This window comes from Streptomyces sp. NPDC048197 (genome assembly GCF_043202395.1).
Taxonomy (GTDB): Bacteria; Actinomycetota; Actinomycetes; order Streptomycetales; family Streptomycetaceae; genus Streptomyces; species Streptomyces siderophoricus.
Map to the genome: position 1 here is coordinate 1 of NZ_JBIDAJ010000030.1, position 16,837 is coordinate 16,837.

Below are 16,837 nucleotides of genomic sequence, written 5' to 3' on the forward strand. Positions count from 1 at the left end.
CAACGGGAGGGGACAGACCGGAGGACGAAGTCTGTAGGGCTGGCACCGCACCCAACAACCACCCAGCCCGCCGCAGGCGCAACGGCGAGACCACCCGCGGCGCAGCAGACAGGTACATACGGGGCGCCGCAAAGCGCGCAACGGCGAGCAAGCCCCGCGGCGGGACAGACGGGTACGTACGGGGCGCCGCAAAGCGCGCAACGGCGAGCAAGCCCCGCGGCGGGACAGGCAGCTACGTGGGGCCGAGGCCAAGCGCAGCGCCCCGCGGCGGGAAAGCCAGCTACGTGGGAGGTCAAAGCCGCCGCAAAAGGTGGGCCAGGCGGTCGGCGCGGGAGTGGCCGAGGGCGCGCCAGGGGCCGGCGGCCAGGTGGTCCGTGAGGCGCTCGATCGCCTGGTGTTCGTCACGGCCGCGGGTGGTCGCGGTGCCGTCCGGGGTGATCCAGCCGCGTGCGGCGAGGCGATGGCGGGCGTCGCGCCATTCCTGTGCGCTCCAGCCGCGCCCGGCGACCTCGGTGTCGGACGCGGCCCCGATCGCCGCGACCGACACCAAGGCCTCGCACGGGTCCAGCCCGCACGTCAGCAGCGCCGCCACATGGCCGTCGCCGCGGTGCTCCCGGATGACGGTCGCGGCCTGCCAGAGGACCAGGTGGGGGGCCTCCGGCCAGGGCAGGTCGAGGTTGGCGGCGGCCAATGGCCGGCCGGCCGGCCCGGCGTTCTCGGCGGCCTGGCGCGCGAGCCGGGCCGCCTCCGTGAGCTGAGCGGTGGTCAGCCGGCCGTCGATGAGGGCGGTCAGGGCGCGGTCCATGGCCAGCAGCCGGGCGTCCAGCACCTTGGCCGGTTCCGCGACCGTCCAGATCTGCGGGACGTAGCGGGCGACCAGGCGCGGGCTGAAGGTGTAGAACGTGGCGGTCACCAGCTCGGGCCCGGCCGCCCCGAGGGGAGCCGTCCGCCAGGCGAAGTAGCTGGGCCAGCGGGAGGCGACGTCGTAACCGAGGTCAGCCGCGACCTGACGGGCCTCGGGCGCGAAGTACAGCAAGGCGTGCAGTGGCTCCAGCAGATGCCACATCCGGCGGGCGACCGAAAGGTATTCCGACATCGCGTTACCTCATGGGCTACGGGTGCGCGCAGACAGGGAGTTGACCGGGGCCGGTCCAACGGGGCCGGGGCGCGGCCGCCGGCCGGCGGCGTGGGGAGGGGTCCGTCGGAACCCCGTGCCGGACGAAAAGCCGTGCGAAATAGTGACTTCCCCGATTACGGCGCGTGAATCCAGCGCACAGAAGGCAACTCTGTGTAGTTGTCGGTGAGTTGGGTCCGTGCTGCGGGCCTGGTGGGCTCGGTGGATGGCGGTGTGGGGTGGGGTGCGCTTTCGGCCGCGGGTACGAAGGAGACGGCGGCGGGCTCCCGGGGCGGGTGTGACGGCGATCCCGGGCGCGCCGCCGCCGTGGGCTTCGGTGGGTGGTCGGTGGGCTATTGCTCCGGGCCCGTCGTGGGTGGCTGCTGGTCCGGGTGGCGGAGCAGGGCGCCGATGTGGGCGGCGGCGGCCGACAGGCGGCGGCGTGACTCGCTGAACTGCTCGGGCGTGACGCCGTGATCGCGGGCGGCGTCCCGCAGATCGTCGCGGAAGCGGTCCAGCAGCCGGTCGAAGTCGCGGGCCGGGTCACCGCTGACCGGCTCCTTCGCCCACTCGGGGGCTGGGGGTGCCGCGGACGCGGTGGGCTGCTGGGGGTGCTCGGTGTCCTCCTTGGTGAGGTCGATGCGTTCGACCGTCACCTCGGAGCCGTCGTCGGGGGCGGACGGTCCGGCGGGGCGGTCCTCCGCGGGCCGTTCGCCGGTGAACCGGCCGACCTCGCGGGACACCTCGGACAGTGCCTCGCGCACCGCGCCCGACCAGTCGCCCGACCGCACCGCATCCTGGGCCTGGTCCTGGACGCGCTTGATGACCCGCTGGATCTCCTCGCGCGCGAAGACCTGCGCCTCCCGGGCCTGCTTACGGGCGCGCTGCGCGTCCTGCCGGGCCCGCTTGCTCTCCTCCTTGGCCCTCCGGGCCTGCTCCTTCCACTCCTCCTTGGCGCGCCGGAACTCCTCCTTCGCCTGCCGCCAGGCCTCCTTGTCGCCGAAGGCGCCGTCGAAGTAGTCCGAGGCCTCCGGGAACGGCCGTCCGGCGCCGCCGCGTCCGGCGCCCCCCGCGGCACCGTTCTTCCCGCCGGCGCCGGGCCCGCCCCCCGTGGACGCGCCCGCACGGGCCTGCTGGGCGGCCTCGCGCATCTCGCGGCGCAGGTCACGCGCCGAGCCGTTCACGTCCTCGCGGATGTCGGAGGCCAGCGCGGCGACCGACTCCCTTATCTCCAGTTCCAGATCGGCCAGTTCGCCGCCGCGGTCGGCGAGCTCGGCCCGTCCGGCGTCGGTGATCGAATAGACCTTGCGGCCGCCCTCGGTCGCGTGCGTCACCAGGCCCTCGGCCTCCAGCTTGGCCAGTCGTGGGTAGACCGTGCCGGCGGAGGGGGCGTAGAGGCCCTGGAAGCGCTCCTCCAGGAGGCGGATGATCTCGTAGCCGTGCCGCGGGGCCTCGTCCAGCAGCTTGAGGAGATACAGGCGCAGGCGGCCATGGGCGAAGACGGGGGGCATGCTCAGAGCACCTTCTTCTCGGCGGGCGGGTCGGCGGGGGAGTCCTCGTAGGCGGGGCGGCGCAGCAGGGCCAGTCCGCCGGAGATCGTGGTGACCTTGAGGCGGCCGGTGCCCGCGCCCAGCGATCCGGTGATCCTCTTGGCGCCCCACTGGCCGCTGACCCGGAGGTCGTCGAAGGCGTTGGAGACCGTGCCGGTCGTGGTGTTGGCCTCGACCCTGGCGTCGGCCGGGTCGGGCAGCCGGATGGCGACCTCGCCGGAGACCGTGGTGAGGGTGATGTCGGCGCCCTTGCCGGGGTCGAGGTCCAGGACCATGTCGCCGCTGACGGAGTCCGCGCGCACCGCGCCGCCCGCGCCGTCGATCACCGTCAGGTCGCCCGAGACGGAGTTGAACCGCAGCTCCCCCTGGAGCGACTGCACCTCGACATTGCCGGAGACGGTGTCCGCCCGCACCCCGCCGGTCAGGCCGACCAGGGTGATGTCGCCGGAGATGCCGCGGACGTCCGTACGCCCCGAGATCCCGGAGACCACGGCACTGGCGCCGATCACCCCGACCTCGACCCGGGTGCCGGCCGGCACCGCCACCGAGACCACCGCGCTGCGCTGCCACCCCTTGCGGTCGAGGAACTTCATGAACCCCTTCCAGGGCAGGTCCTCGTACGCGACGGAGAGGGTGCCGCCGTCGAAGGAGACGGTCAGCGGCGGGCCGTGCAGCTCGCTGATCTCCAGGCGTGGGGGGCTGCCGTCGGAGGTGCCGACGACGTTGACCGTGCCGCCCACCAGGCGGACGTTGAGCCCGCGGACGGAGTCCGGGATCTCCAGTGTGCGCGGGGCGGTCACCTCGATCGGATTCTCCGACCACGCGGTCCGGGCTGACATTCCTGGCCTCCCCTGGATAGCCGTGCAACGCAACATATCGCGTCCTCAACAGACACGATATATCGCGGCTTCGGGAAGTCAAGCGGCCCCGACCCTGACCCGTCCCCTACTCGCCCCCTACGTCATCCCTGGTAGTTGTCCCTTACGGCGTTCTCTGAGGTGTTCTCTGCGGCGCCCTTTGCAGCGGCCTCTTCAGCGCCCTTTGCGGCGGCCTGGCGGCCTCTTCGGCGTCCTCGCGCCGTACGGCGTTCCCGTGCCGTACGGCGCACCCCCGCCCCGCCGCTCCTCTTCCTCGTCCGCCAGTAGCTGCTCGTCGTCTACTCGTCGTCCTCGTCGTCCAGCCGCGCCAGCCAGGTGGCCAGCCGCTCCACCGGAACCTCGAAGTCCGGGTTCAGGTCGACGAACGTGCGCAGCTGATCGGCCACCCACGCGAGGGTGACCTCCTCCTCGCCGCGCCGGTTCTCCAGCTCCTCGATGCCACGGTCAGTGAAATACACGCGCTCTCCACCAGGGGTCATGGGTCATTCCCGGCCAGGATAGGCAGGCCCACGGACCTCTCGCGCCCCAGCCGCCCGGGGGCTAGCCTGATCACCTGTCAGCGGTCCTGCGGCAATCGGGGAATTGCCGTCCAGGGGGAGCAGGAGGCCGTGATGCAAGATCGCGCACAGCGCATCGAACTGCCCGACGGGACGGAGGTCTGGGCCCGGGTCTCCCGGCTGGACGCCCCCGGGCTCGACGGGACCGACCCGCTGCACGGGGACGTGGACGGGGACGGGGACTTCGAGGACGTCGGCGCCTGGGACGCGCTGGGCGCCCGGGTGGAGGGCCTCCGTGAGGTGATCGGCGGGGTCGCCGCCAGCGTTCGCCAGGCCACCGCACGGGTCGCACCGCACGAGACCAGCGTGACCTTCGGTGTGGAACTGTCCGCGAAACCGGGCAAGGCGGTCGCCCTGCTCGCCGACGGGGAGGCCAAGACCAACCTCTCCGTCACCCTCACCTGGCGGCAGGACCGCCAGGACCGCCAGGACCGGCAGGGCGAGCAGGGCGAGCAGGATCGGCAAGGTGAGCGGGACCGGCAGGGCGACCAGGACCGGCGGCCCGGACAGGGCCACGGCGGCGGCGCACCACAGCCGGAACCCCAGCCGGAACCTTCGTCCGCACCCCAGCCGGAACCTCCGGCCGCACCCCCGGCCGCACCCCAGGCGGGACCTCCGGCCGGCCGCCGGGAGCCCGATGACGCGGGCCGCTGATGGCGACCGCCGAGGGACGTACCGCCGACCGCGGCGACCGCGCCCGGTACGCCCAGCTCCTGGAGCACGCCGGCCGCACCACCGTCGCCCTGCGCGCGGCGCCGGGCGCAGCCGACGCCCGGCTGTGGGGCAGCGGTGTACTGATCGCCCCGGGATGGGTCCTGACCTGCGCACACGTCCTCGCGGCGAGTGACGGGCGGCGCCGCGAGACCGGTCCGGACGGGGTCTTCGGGGTGGCGTTCGGCGGCCGGGTGGAGCCCGCGCACCTGGTGTACGACCTGAGCCGGCCCGCGCCGGAGGCCGGGCCCGGCGCGGCCCGCGCCGATCTCGCCCTGGTGCGGCTGCTCGATCCGGAGGCCGACCATCCGTGCGCCTGGCTGAGCGACCAGCCGGCGACGCTCCTGGAGGACGCCTACATCTTCCGCGGGCACGACCGGTCCGGCGGGCCGGACCCGTCGGCGGCGGCCGGTACCGGGCCCGGGCGCGGCGCCGCCGAGGAACGCGTACTACGCGAGTCGGCGGTGCGCGGGCCGGCCGGGGCGCCGGGTCCGTCCGCCGCGGGTGACTCGTTCATCGCCGTCCGTTTCGGTGCCCGGGACGCCCGGGGCCTCCAGTTCGGCAGCGATGTCCGGGTCAGCCCCGGGGCGTCCGGCGGGCCGCTGATCGACTGTGACCGTGGCGAGGTCGTCGGCATCGTCAAGGGCCGCCACCAGCAGGACCACGTCGGCCTCGCGGTGCCGGTCACCGCGCTGCGCGGGCTGGGCCCGGAGCATCTGGTGGCCGGCGCCGAGGGGCTCGGGCCCGAGCCGTACCACGCGCTGATGGGGCTGCACGACCGATGGCACTGGACCGGACAGGACCTCGCCCGGGCCGGCGGGCCCACCTGGTTCGACGCGCAGCACGCCATCATGGCGGGCCGCGGCCGCCTCTGGGGCGTGCAGGAGCGGCTGCAGGCCCTGGACCTGCTCGCCCGGCTGCCCGCACCGCGCGACCCGCTGCTCGTCGAGGCGGCGGTCGACGAGGCGCTGGAGCGCGGTGAACGGCCCGGCGCCTGGTCGCTGCGCACCTGGCGGGACGGGCACGGCGCGCTCTATCAGGGCAGCGACCCGTACACGGAACTCCGCGCCTTCGTGCACTACCTGCGGATCGTGGCCCAGCGGACCGCCGACGAGGTGCGGGACGTACCGGGCGAGGAGGCCGCCGCGGTCCGCGAAGCGACGGCCAGGCTCGCGGAGTTCGTCCAGGCCAGGGCGGTCGTCCTGCAGCCGCAGGACCGCCGCCGGATAGGCCCGGTGCGCCGCCGCCCGCGCTCCGTCCTCGTCGAGTTCGAGCCGCTCTTCTACGACGAGAACGGCCATGAGCTCTACAACTGGTCGGTCAGCGAGGGCTACGGCCGGGGGCAGTGGCTGCGGGTGGACGTCCAGGAGTCGGCGGGCGGGGTGCCGTTCGAGGAGGCGCGCGAGCAGGTGCTGCGACGGCTCGGCGGGCGGCTGCTGCGGGCCGACGGGGACGCCGGGCCGGGTGCCCGGGTGCGGCTGGAGGTCGCCGTCCCCGAAGGGCGCTGGCACACCGCCGCCGGCCACTGGGAGGTCGCCGCGTCGACCCGGCGCACCGCCCGGCGGCGGCCGGTCGGTCCCGGCCGGGCCGTGGTCCTGCGTGACCAGGGCCGGCGCGAGGAGGTCGATCCGGCCTGGCTGCGCCGCTGGCAGGGCATGACCGCGGCCCCCGCGCTGACGGCGTTGCGCATCCCGCCCACGGGCGCCGGCGTGCGCCCCGGTGGCTCCGCCGAAAGGGTCTGGCGGCTGCTGGAGACGGCGGAGGACGGGGCGCTGCCCGCGCTGTGCCGGACGGTCGCCGACGGGTTCGGCCGGGACGCGGTCGGGGTGGCCCTGGACACCGGCTTCCCGGCCGGGCTGTGGCCGGCCCGCGGCCACGGCGAGGAGCGGGAGTGCGACGCCGCCTGCGAGGAATTCCACCGCGGTGTAAGGGAGTTGCTCCAGGGCTCGGGCGGCCTGGTCCGGCTCCCCGAACTCGTCCGGCAGCTGCGCGCCAAGGCTGCCGAGGCGGCGGAGGAGGGCAGTCACTGGGCGCGGGACCTGATCCTCCTCTACGACGACCCGGAGGACCCGCTGCCCTCGCTCTTCCCGGACCGGCCCCAGGTGTCCCCGGGGTGAGGGGGCGTGCACGACCGCGTGCGCCGGGTGGCCGATGCCGTGCCCCCCTTCCGTGCCCCCGCCCGGCGCCCAGCGCCCCGCCTGCGACCCGCGAGACCGGAAACCGCCCCGTGCGCTTCCGTAGGGATGGGTACTGTCATAGCTTCGTGGAAGACTTGTTCGTGGACGATGTGGCGCAACGACGCGACGGCGGACGGGAGTTCGGCGTGGCCCGGCTGCGTGCGCGTGACGATGTGAGCGGGACGACGTGAGGGTGCGCCGCGCGGTGGCGCGATGACGTGACCGAAGGTACCGACCCGGTCCGGCGACGAGGAGTTCCGACGTGAGCGACTGGCTCATCTACCGTGGCGCGGGAGCACCGCACGACGGAATTGAGCACCTTCCGCCGCCACCCCCTTGGCGTGATTTCGACGGCGGCCCCCTCGTGGCGCCGCCGGCCGCGCTCGACCCCGCCTCCGAGCGCAGGCTCGGCGTGCAGCACCGCGAGGCCAGCCACCACCGCCCCGGCGAGACCGAGCGCGAGCTGGTCAACGCCGCGCTCTACCTGCGCCGGCCGCTGCTGGTGACCGGCGCCCCGGGCAGCGGCAAGAGCACCCTCGCGCATTCGGTCGCCTACGAGCTCGGCCTCGGCCGGGTGCTCAGCTGGCCGGTGGTCAGCCGCAGCACGCTCCGCGACGGCCTGTACGACTACGACGCGATCGGCCGGCTCCAGGACCTCCAGATCGCCCGGGCCGCCCCGTCGCCCGGCGCGGACGGTGCCGCCGGAGGGGCAGACGAGGACGGCACCGGTGAACCGGGCGGCGGGATCGGCCGCTACATCCGCCTCGGCCCGCTCGGCACGGCCCTGTTGCCGGCCGCCCGGCCCCGGGTCCTGCTCGTCGACGAGCTCGACAAGAGCGACATCGACCTGCCCAACGACCTCCTCAACGTCCTGGAAGAAGGAGAGTTCCGGATTCCGGAGCTGGAGCGGCTGGCCGGATCCGCGCCCGAGGTGGCGGTGCTCACCGACGACGGCGCGCGGGTGACGGTCCGCGGCGGCCGGGTGCGCTGCCACGCCTTCCCCTTCATCGTCCTCACCAGCAACGGGGAGCGGGACTTCCCGGCGCCCCTGCTGCGCCGCTGCATCCACCTCCACATACCGGCGCCCGACAAGGAGCGACTGGCCGCCATGGTGCGGGCCCACTTCGGCGAGGGCGCGGCCGAGCGCTACGAATCCGTGATCGACCGCTTCCTGGACCGCGAGCCCGGTGACGTACGCGCCGTCGACCAGCTCTTCAACGCCATCCACCTCACCCAGAAGGCCGGCTGGACGGACCAGGACGAGGAGGAGACCCGGCGGCGACTGACGGCGGAGCTGATGCGGCCTCTCGATCGGACGAGGTGAGTGCGGTGCCCCTCGGGGAGCCCGGTCCAGGCCCCCTCGACGAGCTCGTCGCCCGGCTGACCGCGGCGGGGCTGCCGCCCGATGCCCGGGGCATGGCCGACGCCCTCTGGCTCGCCCAGTGGATCACCCCGGATGCGTCGCCCGCCGAGGGGACGGACGGGGCCGGCTGGGCGCGTGCGGCCGACGGTGCGGAGGGGGCCGGAGCTGCCGGTGCCGACCGCCGTCCCGACCGTGCGGATCCGGCCACTTTCAGGGTGGGCCCTCCCGTCTCACCGGGCCTGACGGGCGGGGAGGGAGCGTCCTTGGACGGCGACCGCTCGCCGGATCCGGCCGCCGGCGAGGCCGCGTCCGCCGCCGCCCTCCGGGAGGCCGCCCGGCGCCGCGTCGCGGACCTGCTGCCCGCCCGGCACGAGCCGAGCACCGACCCGGACCGGTACCGCCTCGGCGAGGTCGCGGTCCCGATCGCCTCCGCGTTCCCCGGACTCCTACCCCTGCAGCGCGCCCTGCGGCCGGTCCAGCGCTACCGCCCGCCGGCCGCGCCGGCCCGCCACAAGCTGGACGAGCGGGCCACCGCCGAACTCTCCGCGCACGCCGAGATGGTCATCCCGGTGCTGCGCGGGGTGCACCGCCGCACCGCCGGGCTCCGGCTGCTGATGGACGGCTCGTCCTCGATGGCCGTATGGGAGCAGATGCTGCACGACCTGCGCCAGGTCTGCGAGCGGGTGGGCGCCTTCCGGGACGTCACGGTCCACTACCTCCATCCGCACGGCGCGGACGTCGGCGTCACCGCGGCCCCCGGCCCGGGCCGCCCGCTGCGCCCCGCCGACCAGCTGCACGACCCGACGGGCCACCACCTCACCCTCGTCGTCAGCGACTGCGCCGGCCCGCTCTGGCGCGACGGCCGGATGCAGCGGCTGCTCTACCGCTGGGCGGCCGACGCCCCGCTCGCCGTCGTCCAGCCGCTGCCGCAGCGGATGTGGGGGCGGACGCTGCTGCCCGCCGTCGCCGGCACCCTGGTCCGGCGCCAGGGCCCGTACCAACCCCTCGACTTCCGGCCCGCCCGGCGCCGCCGCCGGCCCGTCCCGCCCCCGGGCACGGAGACCGGGCCGCCGCGCGAGCGCGCCGTCCCGGTGCTCGCCGCCACCCCGTCCGCGCTGGGCTCCTGGGCCCGGCTGGCCGCCGCCGACGCCGGTCTCTCGCTGCGCGGCGCGGCCTCCGTCGTCCGCGCCGACCACGGCGCCGAACCTCGCTCCGGTCCGCCGCCCACGCCCGGGGAAGGCGAACCGTCCCGGATGGTCCGGGAGTTCGACCGGCAGGCGTCGCCGGCCGCCCGGCTGCTCGCCGTGCACCTCTCGGCGGTGCCCCTCGCGCTGCCCGTCATCCAGCTCGTGCAGCGCGCGATGCTGCCGCAGACCGGGCCGGCCGAGCTGGCCGAGGTGCTGCTGAGCGGGCTGGTCGCCCAGGTGCCGCCGGAGGAGTTCCCGCCGGGGGAGCGGGCCCCGGGCGCCGGACCGCCGGAGGAGCAGCTCGCCGCGACCGGCCCCTGGTACGACTTCGTGCCCGGCGTACGGGACGAACTGCTCGCCCGGCTGAGCGCGGGCGAGGCCGCGCTGGTGCTCAAGCACTGCTCGCTCTACATCGAGCGCACCTTCGGCCGCAGCGCCCGCAATTTTCCCGCGGTCGCGGTGGCCATGCTCTCCGGCAGCGGCCGGGAGCCGGAGACCGGCCGGCGGGCGGTCCCCGAACCGTTCGCCCGGGTCTCCGAACGCGTACTGCGCCGCTTCGAACCGGCGCTGCGCCCGCCCGACCGGCGGCCGTACGCCTCCGACGGCCCGGCGGCGGAGGGCGCCGCCCTCCTGGAGCGCTACGAACAGGGCCGCGCCGTCCGCGATCTGATCGAGGCGGTCCGGCTGCTGCGGGCCGCCGCGGAACGCCTCCCTCCGGCCGGTACGGACCTCGCCCGGGCCCTGCTGCACGCCTGGGCGGAATGGCGCCAGCCGGACGCCCTGGAGGAGGCGGAACGGGCGGTGCGCGCGGCCGAACGTGCCCTGGGGGCGGCGCCCCCCGCGGACACCGCGGAACGCGACGCTTCCCGGCACGCCTCCCGGGACGGCTCCGGAGACGACGCCGGGCACGACTCCCGGCACGGCTCCCCGGACGACGACGCCGGTGCGGCCGAGCGGACCCGTGTGCTGATCGTGCTCGGCCGGGTCGCCCACGCCCGCGCCCGGGAGCGCCGCGCCGCCGGTGACCCGGCCGGGGAGCGCACCGCGCTTGCCGAGGCCGCCCGCCAACTGGACGCCGCCTGCGGCCTGATGAGCCTGCTCGACGCCCGGGTGCTGGAGAGCATGGTGCTGCGCACCGAGGTCCTGCGCCGCCTGGCCGCCCTGCCGGAGACGGCTGCGGTGCCGCTCGGGGCGGCCCCGGCGTCGCCCCACCGCACCGGTCCGGACAGGGCCCCGGGACCACCGCCGCCCCCGGACCCGCTCGACGAGGCGGAGTGCTCCCTCACCACGCTCCTCGACCGCTGGCCCAGCGGGGAGCAGGTCCCCGGCGAGGTCTACGCCGCCCGCGGCGGGGTGCTGCTCGACCAGGCCCACCGGGCCGCCGCCCGGCGGCCCGAAGAGCCCGGCGCGGCCCGTTCCGCCGAGGAGCTCGCGGTGCGCGCCGCCGACGACCTCGACACCGCCACCGTCCTGCTGCGCCGCCGCGGCAGCGCCGCCGACCGCCTGGTGTGCGAGACGCTGCTCGACCTCGCGGCGGCCCGCCGGCTGGGCGGTGGCGCGGGGCTGCCGTCCGTGCTGCCCACCCTGGAACGGGCCCGGGCGATCACGCAGGCCCTCGGCGACCCGGCGCTGGAGGCCGACAGCCTGCGCCGGATCGCCGCCGCGCAGCGCGCCGTGCACACCCGTACGGGTGCGCTCGCGGCCCTGGACGCGGCGATCGACGCGCTGGCCGCCGCGCTCCGGCTGACCGCCCCCGACACCCCCGTACACAGCTCGCTGCTCGCCGAACGCGGTGCCGCACTGCTGCTGCGGGCCCGCCAGGAGCCCGCCGAGGAAGCCGGCCGGCGGCTGGCCGACGAGGCGGTGCACGTCCTGCGCGAGGCACTGGCCCGGGTCGCGCCGCAGGACCCCGACCTCGGCAGTCACCGGCTGCTGTTCGGCCGGGCGCTGCGGCTGCGCCACGAGCGCCGGCCCTCGGTCGCCGATCTGCACGAGGCCGACTGGATCCTGGAGCTTGCCGCCCGGGGCGCCGGGGTGCCGGACGTGGTGTGTGCCGAGGCGTGGATCGAGGTCGGCGACGTACAACTGCTGCTGGACCGCCGGTTCGGCTCCCGCGAGCGCCACGACCGCGCCGCCGCCTGTTACCGCCGCGCCGCCGCGGCCGCCGGCCGGGCCGGCAGCGCCCTGCTGGCCGCCCGCGCCCACCACCGCCGGGGCGAGGTCCTCGAAGTCACCGCCGGCCCCCGCTCCGCGCTCCAGGCCTACCGCGAGAGCTGGGAACACTGGCAGCGCACCGCCGCCGACCCCGGCCCCGAGGCGCAGCGCACCCGGGCCCGGATGCGCGCCCTCGAATCCCCCGCCTGAGCCCCCGGCACGCCCGGCCGGCCGCCCGGCCGCCGCCGCCCGCACGTGTTTCCGTGGACCGGAGCCCGGGAACACCCCCGTCCAGCCGGCCAGAGGAGAGCAGCGTGGCGAACACCCCCCGCACCGAACCCGCTGCGGCCGCCCCGCCCGGGCCGTCGGCCGAGCCGCTGCCGGATTTCGCAGCGGTCGATGTGGGTTCGCTGGCGGCGCGCACGGACCACGCGGTGCTCGGTGAGGTCGCGTCCCTGCTGCTGCGCAACTGGCCCCGGGGGGACGAGGCCGTGGCGTATTACGAGGACGGCCCCGGCAACTGGCTGCGCTGAACGGCCGGACGGACATCGTCCGTGCCGTCCCGGCACGGGGGCACCGATTTTTGGGCAAACGCGCACGGAAACCGGCCAGTTGTCCGGACGATTCGATTCTTCGATCGAGGGCTGCGCCATGTAGCAGGAAGTGGACGGGAACTGACGGCCAGGTTGCGCCGGTCCCGTACCTCGACGCAGGCATACGGGGCAGGGGGGCGACGCCGTGGCGGGGGAGACGACCGGGCGGAGCACCGTCGTGCCGTTCCGGCAGTTCGTCCTGAAGGTCCACAGCCGCTGCAACCTCGCCTGCACCTACTGCTACATCTACGCCGGCCCCGACCGGAGCTGGCGCGAACGTCCGCGGACCGTCCCGGCCGCCACCGTCCGGCAGACCGCCCTGCGCATCGCCGAACACGCCCGCACCCACCGGCTCCGCGAGATCCGCGTCGACCTGCACGGCGGGGAGCCGCTGCTCACCGGCCCCGGCCCGCTCCTCGACCAGGCCGCCGCCGTCCGCGCCGCGCTGCCCGCCGGCTGCACCGCGCACTTCGGCGTCCAGACCAACGGGACGAGGATCACCCCGGACACCGTCGACGCGCTCGCCGGCGCGGGCTTCCGCATCGGCCTCAGCCTCGACGGCGGCACCCCCGGCCTCAACCGCCGCCGCCTCGACCACGCCGGCCGGCCCTCATGGCCCGCGCTCTCCCGCGCCGTGGCACTGCTCCGCGGCCGCCCCGACGTGTTCGCCGGGATCCTGTGCACCATCGACGCCACCGCGGACCCCGCCGAGGTCTACGGCTCGCTGCGCGCACTGGACGCGCCGATGCTCGACTTCCTGCTGCCGCACGCCAACTGGTCCAGCCCGCCCCCGGCCGCCCTCCCCGCAGGCGCCCCCCGCCCCGCCCCGCCCGGACCTGCCGGCCGCTCCCCGTACGGCGACTGGCTGTGCACCGTCTTCGACCTGTGGTGGGACGGCGGGCCCGGGCCCCGGGTGCGGGTCTTCACCGAGATCCTCGGCCTCCTGCTGGGACGCCCCAGCACCAGCGAGTCGGTCGGCCTCTCCCCGGTCGTCGCCCTGGTCGTCGACACCGACGGCGCCATCGAACAGGTCGACTCGCTCAAGTCCGCCTACGAGGGCGCCGCCGCCACCGGCCTCGACGTCTTCCGCCACAGCTTCGACCAGGCCCTCGCGCACCCCGGCATGGCCGCCCGCCGAAGCGGCCGGGCCGGGCTCGCCGCCCAGTGCCGAAGCTGCGCCCTGGTCGAGGTCTGCGGCGGCGGCAACTACGCCCACCGCTACCGCGCCGACACCGGCGGCTTCACCAACCCGTCGGTGTACTGCGCCGACCTGGAACGCCTGATCCGGCACATCGCCGCCCGGCTGGACGCCACCGTTTCCCCCAACTGACCGGCTGCTCACCTGACCTGACGCACTGTCGTCATCCGGAGCACCACTTCGGCTATCGTGCGAAAGAACCAGGGCGTGCCCGATGCCCCCCGCCGCCGCACGCGCGCACCATCGCATCTCAGGGAGACGGTCGCATGGTCGATCAGTCCATTTCCGCTGGTTCCGCCGGTTCCTCTGGTGCTGCCGGTTCGTCTGGTGCCGCCGTTTCCCCCGGCCCTTCCGGCCCGGTCGGCTCCGCCGAGCACATCACCATCAGCTACGCGGGCTTCGCCCGGCCCTGGGCCGCGTGGATCTCCCACCAGCTGGAGCAGCAGGGCCACGGCACGACACTGCTCCGCTGGGATCCGCACGTCGACACCGCCCTGGTCGAGGAGCTGTCGGGCCTGCTGGAGGCCGAGGGCCGGCTGCTGATGGTGCTGGACGACTGGTATTTCCGGCTCGGCCCCAAGACGCAGGACGAGTGGACCGCCGCACTGCGCGAGGTGGTGCCGCCGCACGCCGACCGGTTCGCCGCGGTGAGCGTGGCCACCCAGAGCCTGCCGGCCACCGCCTCCCTGCTGCGGCCCACCGATCTGCGCGACCTGGACGCCCAGGAGGCCCACCGCCGGGTCCTCACCCGGCTGGGCATCGCCGCCCCGCCACGCACCGTGGACGAGAACGCCCCCGGCGAGCCGCGCTTCCCGAACAACCCGCCCGAGGTGTGGAACATCCCGCGCCGCAACAACCGCTTCACCGGCCGCGACCACGTCCTCGAAGAGCTCTACGGCAAGCTGGCCGGCACCGCGGTGACCGCGGCGCCGCCGCTGGAGACCCGGCTCGCGCTCTACGGCACCTCCGGCGTCGGCAAGAGCCAGATCGCCGCCGAATACGCCCACCGCTTCGGCAACGACTACGACGTCGTGTGGTGGATCAGCGCCACCAACCGCGGCGCCGCCCGCGAACAGCTCGCCGAACTCGCCACCCGCCTCGGCCTCCCCGTCGGCCGCGAGCTGGGCGACCGGATCCGCGCCGTCCACGAAGCGCTGCGCATCGGCCGCCCGTACCGCCGCTGGCTGCTGATCTTCGACAGCGCCGACGACATGGAGCAGATCGAGGACCTGATCCCGGACGGCCGGGGCCACGTCCTGATCACCACGCTCACCCGCGACTGGTCCGGCTCCGGCAGCGCCCAGGAGATCGAGGTGCTGCCGTTCACCCGGGTCGAGTCCGTCGCCTACGCCCGCCGGCGGGCACCGCGGCTGACACCGGTCGAGGCCGACATGCTCTCCGACGCCGTCCAGGACCTGCCGCTGCTGCTCGCCCAGACGGCCGCCTGGCTCGACGCCAACCCGATGTCCCCCAAGGAGTACATCGAGCTGATCCGGCGCGGCGAGCCCAGCCTCGTCGGCATCCGGATCTCCTCCGACTACCCGATGGCCTTCCAGACCAGCTGGGCCATAACTCTCAACACGCTGCGCGAACGCAGCCCCGCCGCGGTCGAACTCCTCAAGCTGTTCGCCTTCTTCGCCCCCGATGCCATCCCCGTCCCGATGCTCGCCAAGGCCCGCCGCGGCGACCTGCCCGAGCACCTGGCCGACCTGGCCGCCGAGCCGATCAGCTGGAACACCGCGCTGCGCCGGCTGACCGAGTCCACCGCGGTACGCCTCGATTACCAGGTCTCCCAGGACTCCGACCCGGCCGTGGAGACCGCGCTGATGCACCGGCTCTACCACCGGTTCCTGCGCAGCGACATGACCGAGGACGAGCGCGACCTGATGGCCGCGACCGCCTGCCGGGTGCTGGTCACCGCCGACCCGCAGAACCCCTCCGACACCCGCTACTGGGAGCGCTACGCCGAACTCATCCCGCACCTGGAGCCCGCCGGGGTCCTCGACAGCGCCGATCCGGCCGTCCAGCAGCTGCTGCTCAACTGCGTCGAATACCTCCGGGTGCGCGGGGAGTACCGGATCGGACTGCGGCTGTGCGAGCAGTTCATGTCCCGCTGGCAAACCCGCCTGGAGCCCACCCAGCGCACCATGCTCGTGCTCACCCACCAGCACGCCAACATGCTGCGCAGGCTCGGCCGCTACCGCGAGGCCGAGGCGGTCGGCAGCGCCGTCGTCGACCAGCTCGCCGCCGAGCGCGAGCCCTCCGACGCCGACCTGCTGCGCGCCCAGGACGGCCTCGCCGGCACCCTGATCGCCCTCGGCTCCTACGAGCAGGCGTACGAACTCTTCGACGCCGTCTGGCGGGCCTACACCGACCTGCTCGGCCCGGAGGCGCCGCGCACCCTCTCCTCCCGGCACAACCTCGGCAACGTGCTCGCGCTGCTCGGCCGCTACGAGGAGTCCCTGGTCACCCACCGCGAGGTACTGGCCTTCCGGGAGCGCGAACTGCGCGCCCGGCACCACCTCACGCTCAACGCGGGCACCGCCTACGCCCGGATGCTGCGCCTGCTGGGCCGCTACCGCGACGCCACCTCCAGCCAGGAGCTCAACGCCCGGCTGCACCTGGCGGTGATGGGCGCGCACACGCCCCAGACGCTGCGCGCCGAGCACAACCTCGCGCTGTGCTGGCGCCGCTCCGGCGAGGTCACCAAGGCCGCCGCCCTGATGGCCGACCTCGTCGAGCGCTCCCGCCGGGTCCAGGGCCCCCGGCACCCGGAGACCCTGATGGTCCGTGCCGACCACGCCACCTTCCTGCGGGAGCACGGCGACCTCGGGCAGGCCCGCGACCTCGCGGAGGAGGTCGCCGAGCGCTATCAGGCGCTGGCCGGCGAACGGCACCCGTACACCGTCGGCACCCTGGGGAACGTCGGGCTGGTGCGCGCGGGGTTCGGGGAGGTGGCGGAGGCGCTCGACCTCGCCGAGCGGGCCCTTGCCGGGATGACCGCGGCCATGGGCCCGGACCACCCGTGGACGCTGGGCTGTGCGCTGAACGCCGCGGCCGCCCGCAGCCGGGCCGACGACGAGGAGGACGCGGTGGAACTGGGCCGCGACATCCTGGAGCGGGCCAAGGCGACGCTGGGCGACCTGCACCCGCTGACCCTCTCCGCGAAGACGGCGCTGGCCGAGGACCTGCGCGCACTGCGCCGCCGCGGCCAGGAGGCGGCGAAGCTGGAGCAGGAGGCCATCCAGCAGCTCTCCGAGACGCTGGGCGCCGAGCACCCGCACACCCTCTCCGCCCGCCGGCGCCGGCGCCCGTACTGGGACTTCGAGCCGCAGCCCGTGTGACGCCTCTGCCG

At 75.2% G+C, this 16,837-nt stretch carries 11 protein-coding genes; 7 read left to right on the forward strand and 4 right to left on the reverse strand.

The window, feature by feature from the left end; genetic code table 11:
* Nucleotides 1-292: 292 nt before the first annotated feature.
* The 4 genes from ACGF4C_RS29810 to ACGF4C_RS29825 all read right to left on the reverse strand — a co-directional run bounded on the left by ACGF4C_RS29810 (nt 293) and on the right by ACGF4C_RS29825 (nt 4,000).
* Nucleotides 293-1,096: a hypothetical protein gene (locus ACGF4C_RS29810; RefSeq protein ID WP_393570254.1), complete on the reverse strand. Its 804-nt coding sequence runs from the start codon at nt 1,094-1,096 to the stop codon at nt 293-295.
* Between the two features lie 371 nt (nt 1,097-1,467).
* Nucleotides 1,468-2,625, reverse strand: coding sequence for a helix-turn-helix transcriptional regulator (locus ACGF4C_RS29815; RefSeq protein WP_393570256.1), 1,158 nt, complete (start codon nt 2,623-2,625; stop codon nt 1,468-1,470).
* Between the two features lie 2 nt (nt 2,626-2,627).
* Entirely contained in the window at nt 2,628-3,503 is an 876-nt protein-coding gene (locus ACGF4C_RS29820) for a DUF4097 family beta strand repeat-containing protein (protein WP_051823636.1), read from the reverse strand.
* 317 nt (nt 3,504-3,820) lie between these two features.
* Nucleotides 3,821-4,000 carry a DUF6104 family protein gene (locus tag ACGF4C_RS29825; RefSeq protein ID WP_030415955.1) on the reverse strand — a complete coding sequence of 60 codons (180 nt, stop codon included), beginning with the start codon at nt 3,998-4,000 and terminating at the stop codon, nt 3,821-3,823.
* A gap of 153 nt (nt 4,001-4,153) precedes the next feature.
* Between ACGF4C_RS29825 and ACGF4C_RS29830 the strand changes: the two genes are divergently transcribed.
* The 7 genes from ACGF4C_RS29830 (at nt 4,154) to fxsT (ending at nt 16,826) form a co-directional block, all read left to right on the forward strand.
* The gene (locus ACGF4C_RS29830; protein ID WP_393570259.1) at nt 4,154-4,753 is read left to right on the forward strand and encodes a CU044_2847 family protein; all 600 of its coding nucleotides are present in this window, start codon (nt 4,154-4,156) and stop codon (nt 4,751-4,753) included.
* Nucleotides 4,753-6,927 (forward strand): trypsin-like peptidase domain-containing protein, encoded by a 2,175-nt coding sequence (locus ACGF4C_RS29835; protein ID WP_393570261.1) that lies wholly within the window; start codon nt 4,753-4,755, stop codon nt 6,925-6,927. The genes ACGF4C_RS29830 and ACGF4C_RS29835 overlap by 1 nt, the downstream gene beginning before the upstream one ends.
* Before the next feature lie 322 nt (nt 6,928-7,249).
* Nucleotides 7,250-8,311, forward strand: a complete 1,062-nt coding sequence (locus tag ACGF4C_RS29840; RefSeq protein ID WP_393570263.1) for an AAA family ATPase — start codon at nt 7,250-7,252, stop codon at nt 8,309-8,311.
* A gap of 5 nt (nt 8,312-8,316) precedes the next feature.
* The gene (locus ACGF4C_RS29845) at nt 8,317-11,901 is read left to right on the forward strand and encodes an SAV_2336 N-terminal domain-related protein (RefSeq protein WP_393570265.1); all 3,585 of its coding nucleotides are present in this window, start codon (nt 8,317-8,319) and stop codon (nt 11,899-11,901) included.
* Between the two features lie 104 nt (nt 11,902-12,005).
* Nucleotides 12,006-12,224 (forward strand): YxD-tail cyclophane-containing RiPP peptide, encoded by a 219-nt coding sequence (locus ACGF4C_RS29850; protein WP_393570267.1) that lies wholly within the window; start codon nt 12,006-12,008, stop codon nt 12,222-12,224.
* Between the two features lie 205 nt (nt 12,225-12,429).
* Entirely contained in the window at nt 12,430-13,614 is a 1,185-nt protein-coding gene (locus ACGF4C_RS29855; protein ID WP_393570269.1) for an FxsB family cyclophane-forming radical SAM/SPASM peptide maturase, read from the forward strand.
* 134 nt (nt 13,615-13,748) lie between these two features.
* Complete coding sequence (fxsT, locus tag ACGF4C_RS29860; RefSeq protein WP_393570271.1) at nt 13,749-16,826, forward strand: FxSxx-COOH system tetratricopeptide repeat protein; 3,078 nt, start codon at nt 13,749-13,751, stop codon at nt 16,824-16,826.
* Nucleotides 16,827-16,837 lie beyond the last annotated feature (11 nt).

Coding starts and splice junctions, on each gene's coding strand:
- ACGF4C_RS29835 (WP_393570261.1), top strand. CDS start 4,753: ATGGCGACCGCCGAGGGACGTACCGCCGACCGCGGCGACCGCGCCCGG.
- ACGF4C_RS29830 (WP_393570259.1), top strand. CDS start 4,154: ATGCAAGATCGCGCACAGCGCATCGAACTGCCCGACGGGACGGAGGTC.
- ACGF4C_RS29820 (WP_051823636.1), bottom strand. CDS start 3,503: ATGTCAGCCCGGACCGCGTGGTCGGAGAATCCGATCGAGGTGACCGCC.
- ACGF4C_RS29815 (WP_393570256.1), bottom strand. CDS start 2,625: ATGCCCCCCGTCTTCGCCCATGGCCGCCTGCGCCTGTATCTCCTCAAG.
- fxsT (WP_393570271.1), top strand. CDS start 13,749: ATGGTCGATCAGTCCATTTCCGCTGGTTCCGCCGGTTCCTCTGGTGCT.
- ACGF4C_RS29810 (WP_393570254.1), bottom strand. CDS start 1,096: ATGTCGGAATACCTTTCGGTCGCCCGCCGGATGTGGCATCTGCTGGAG.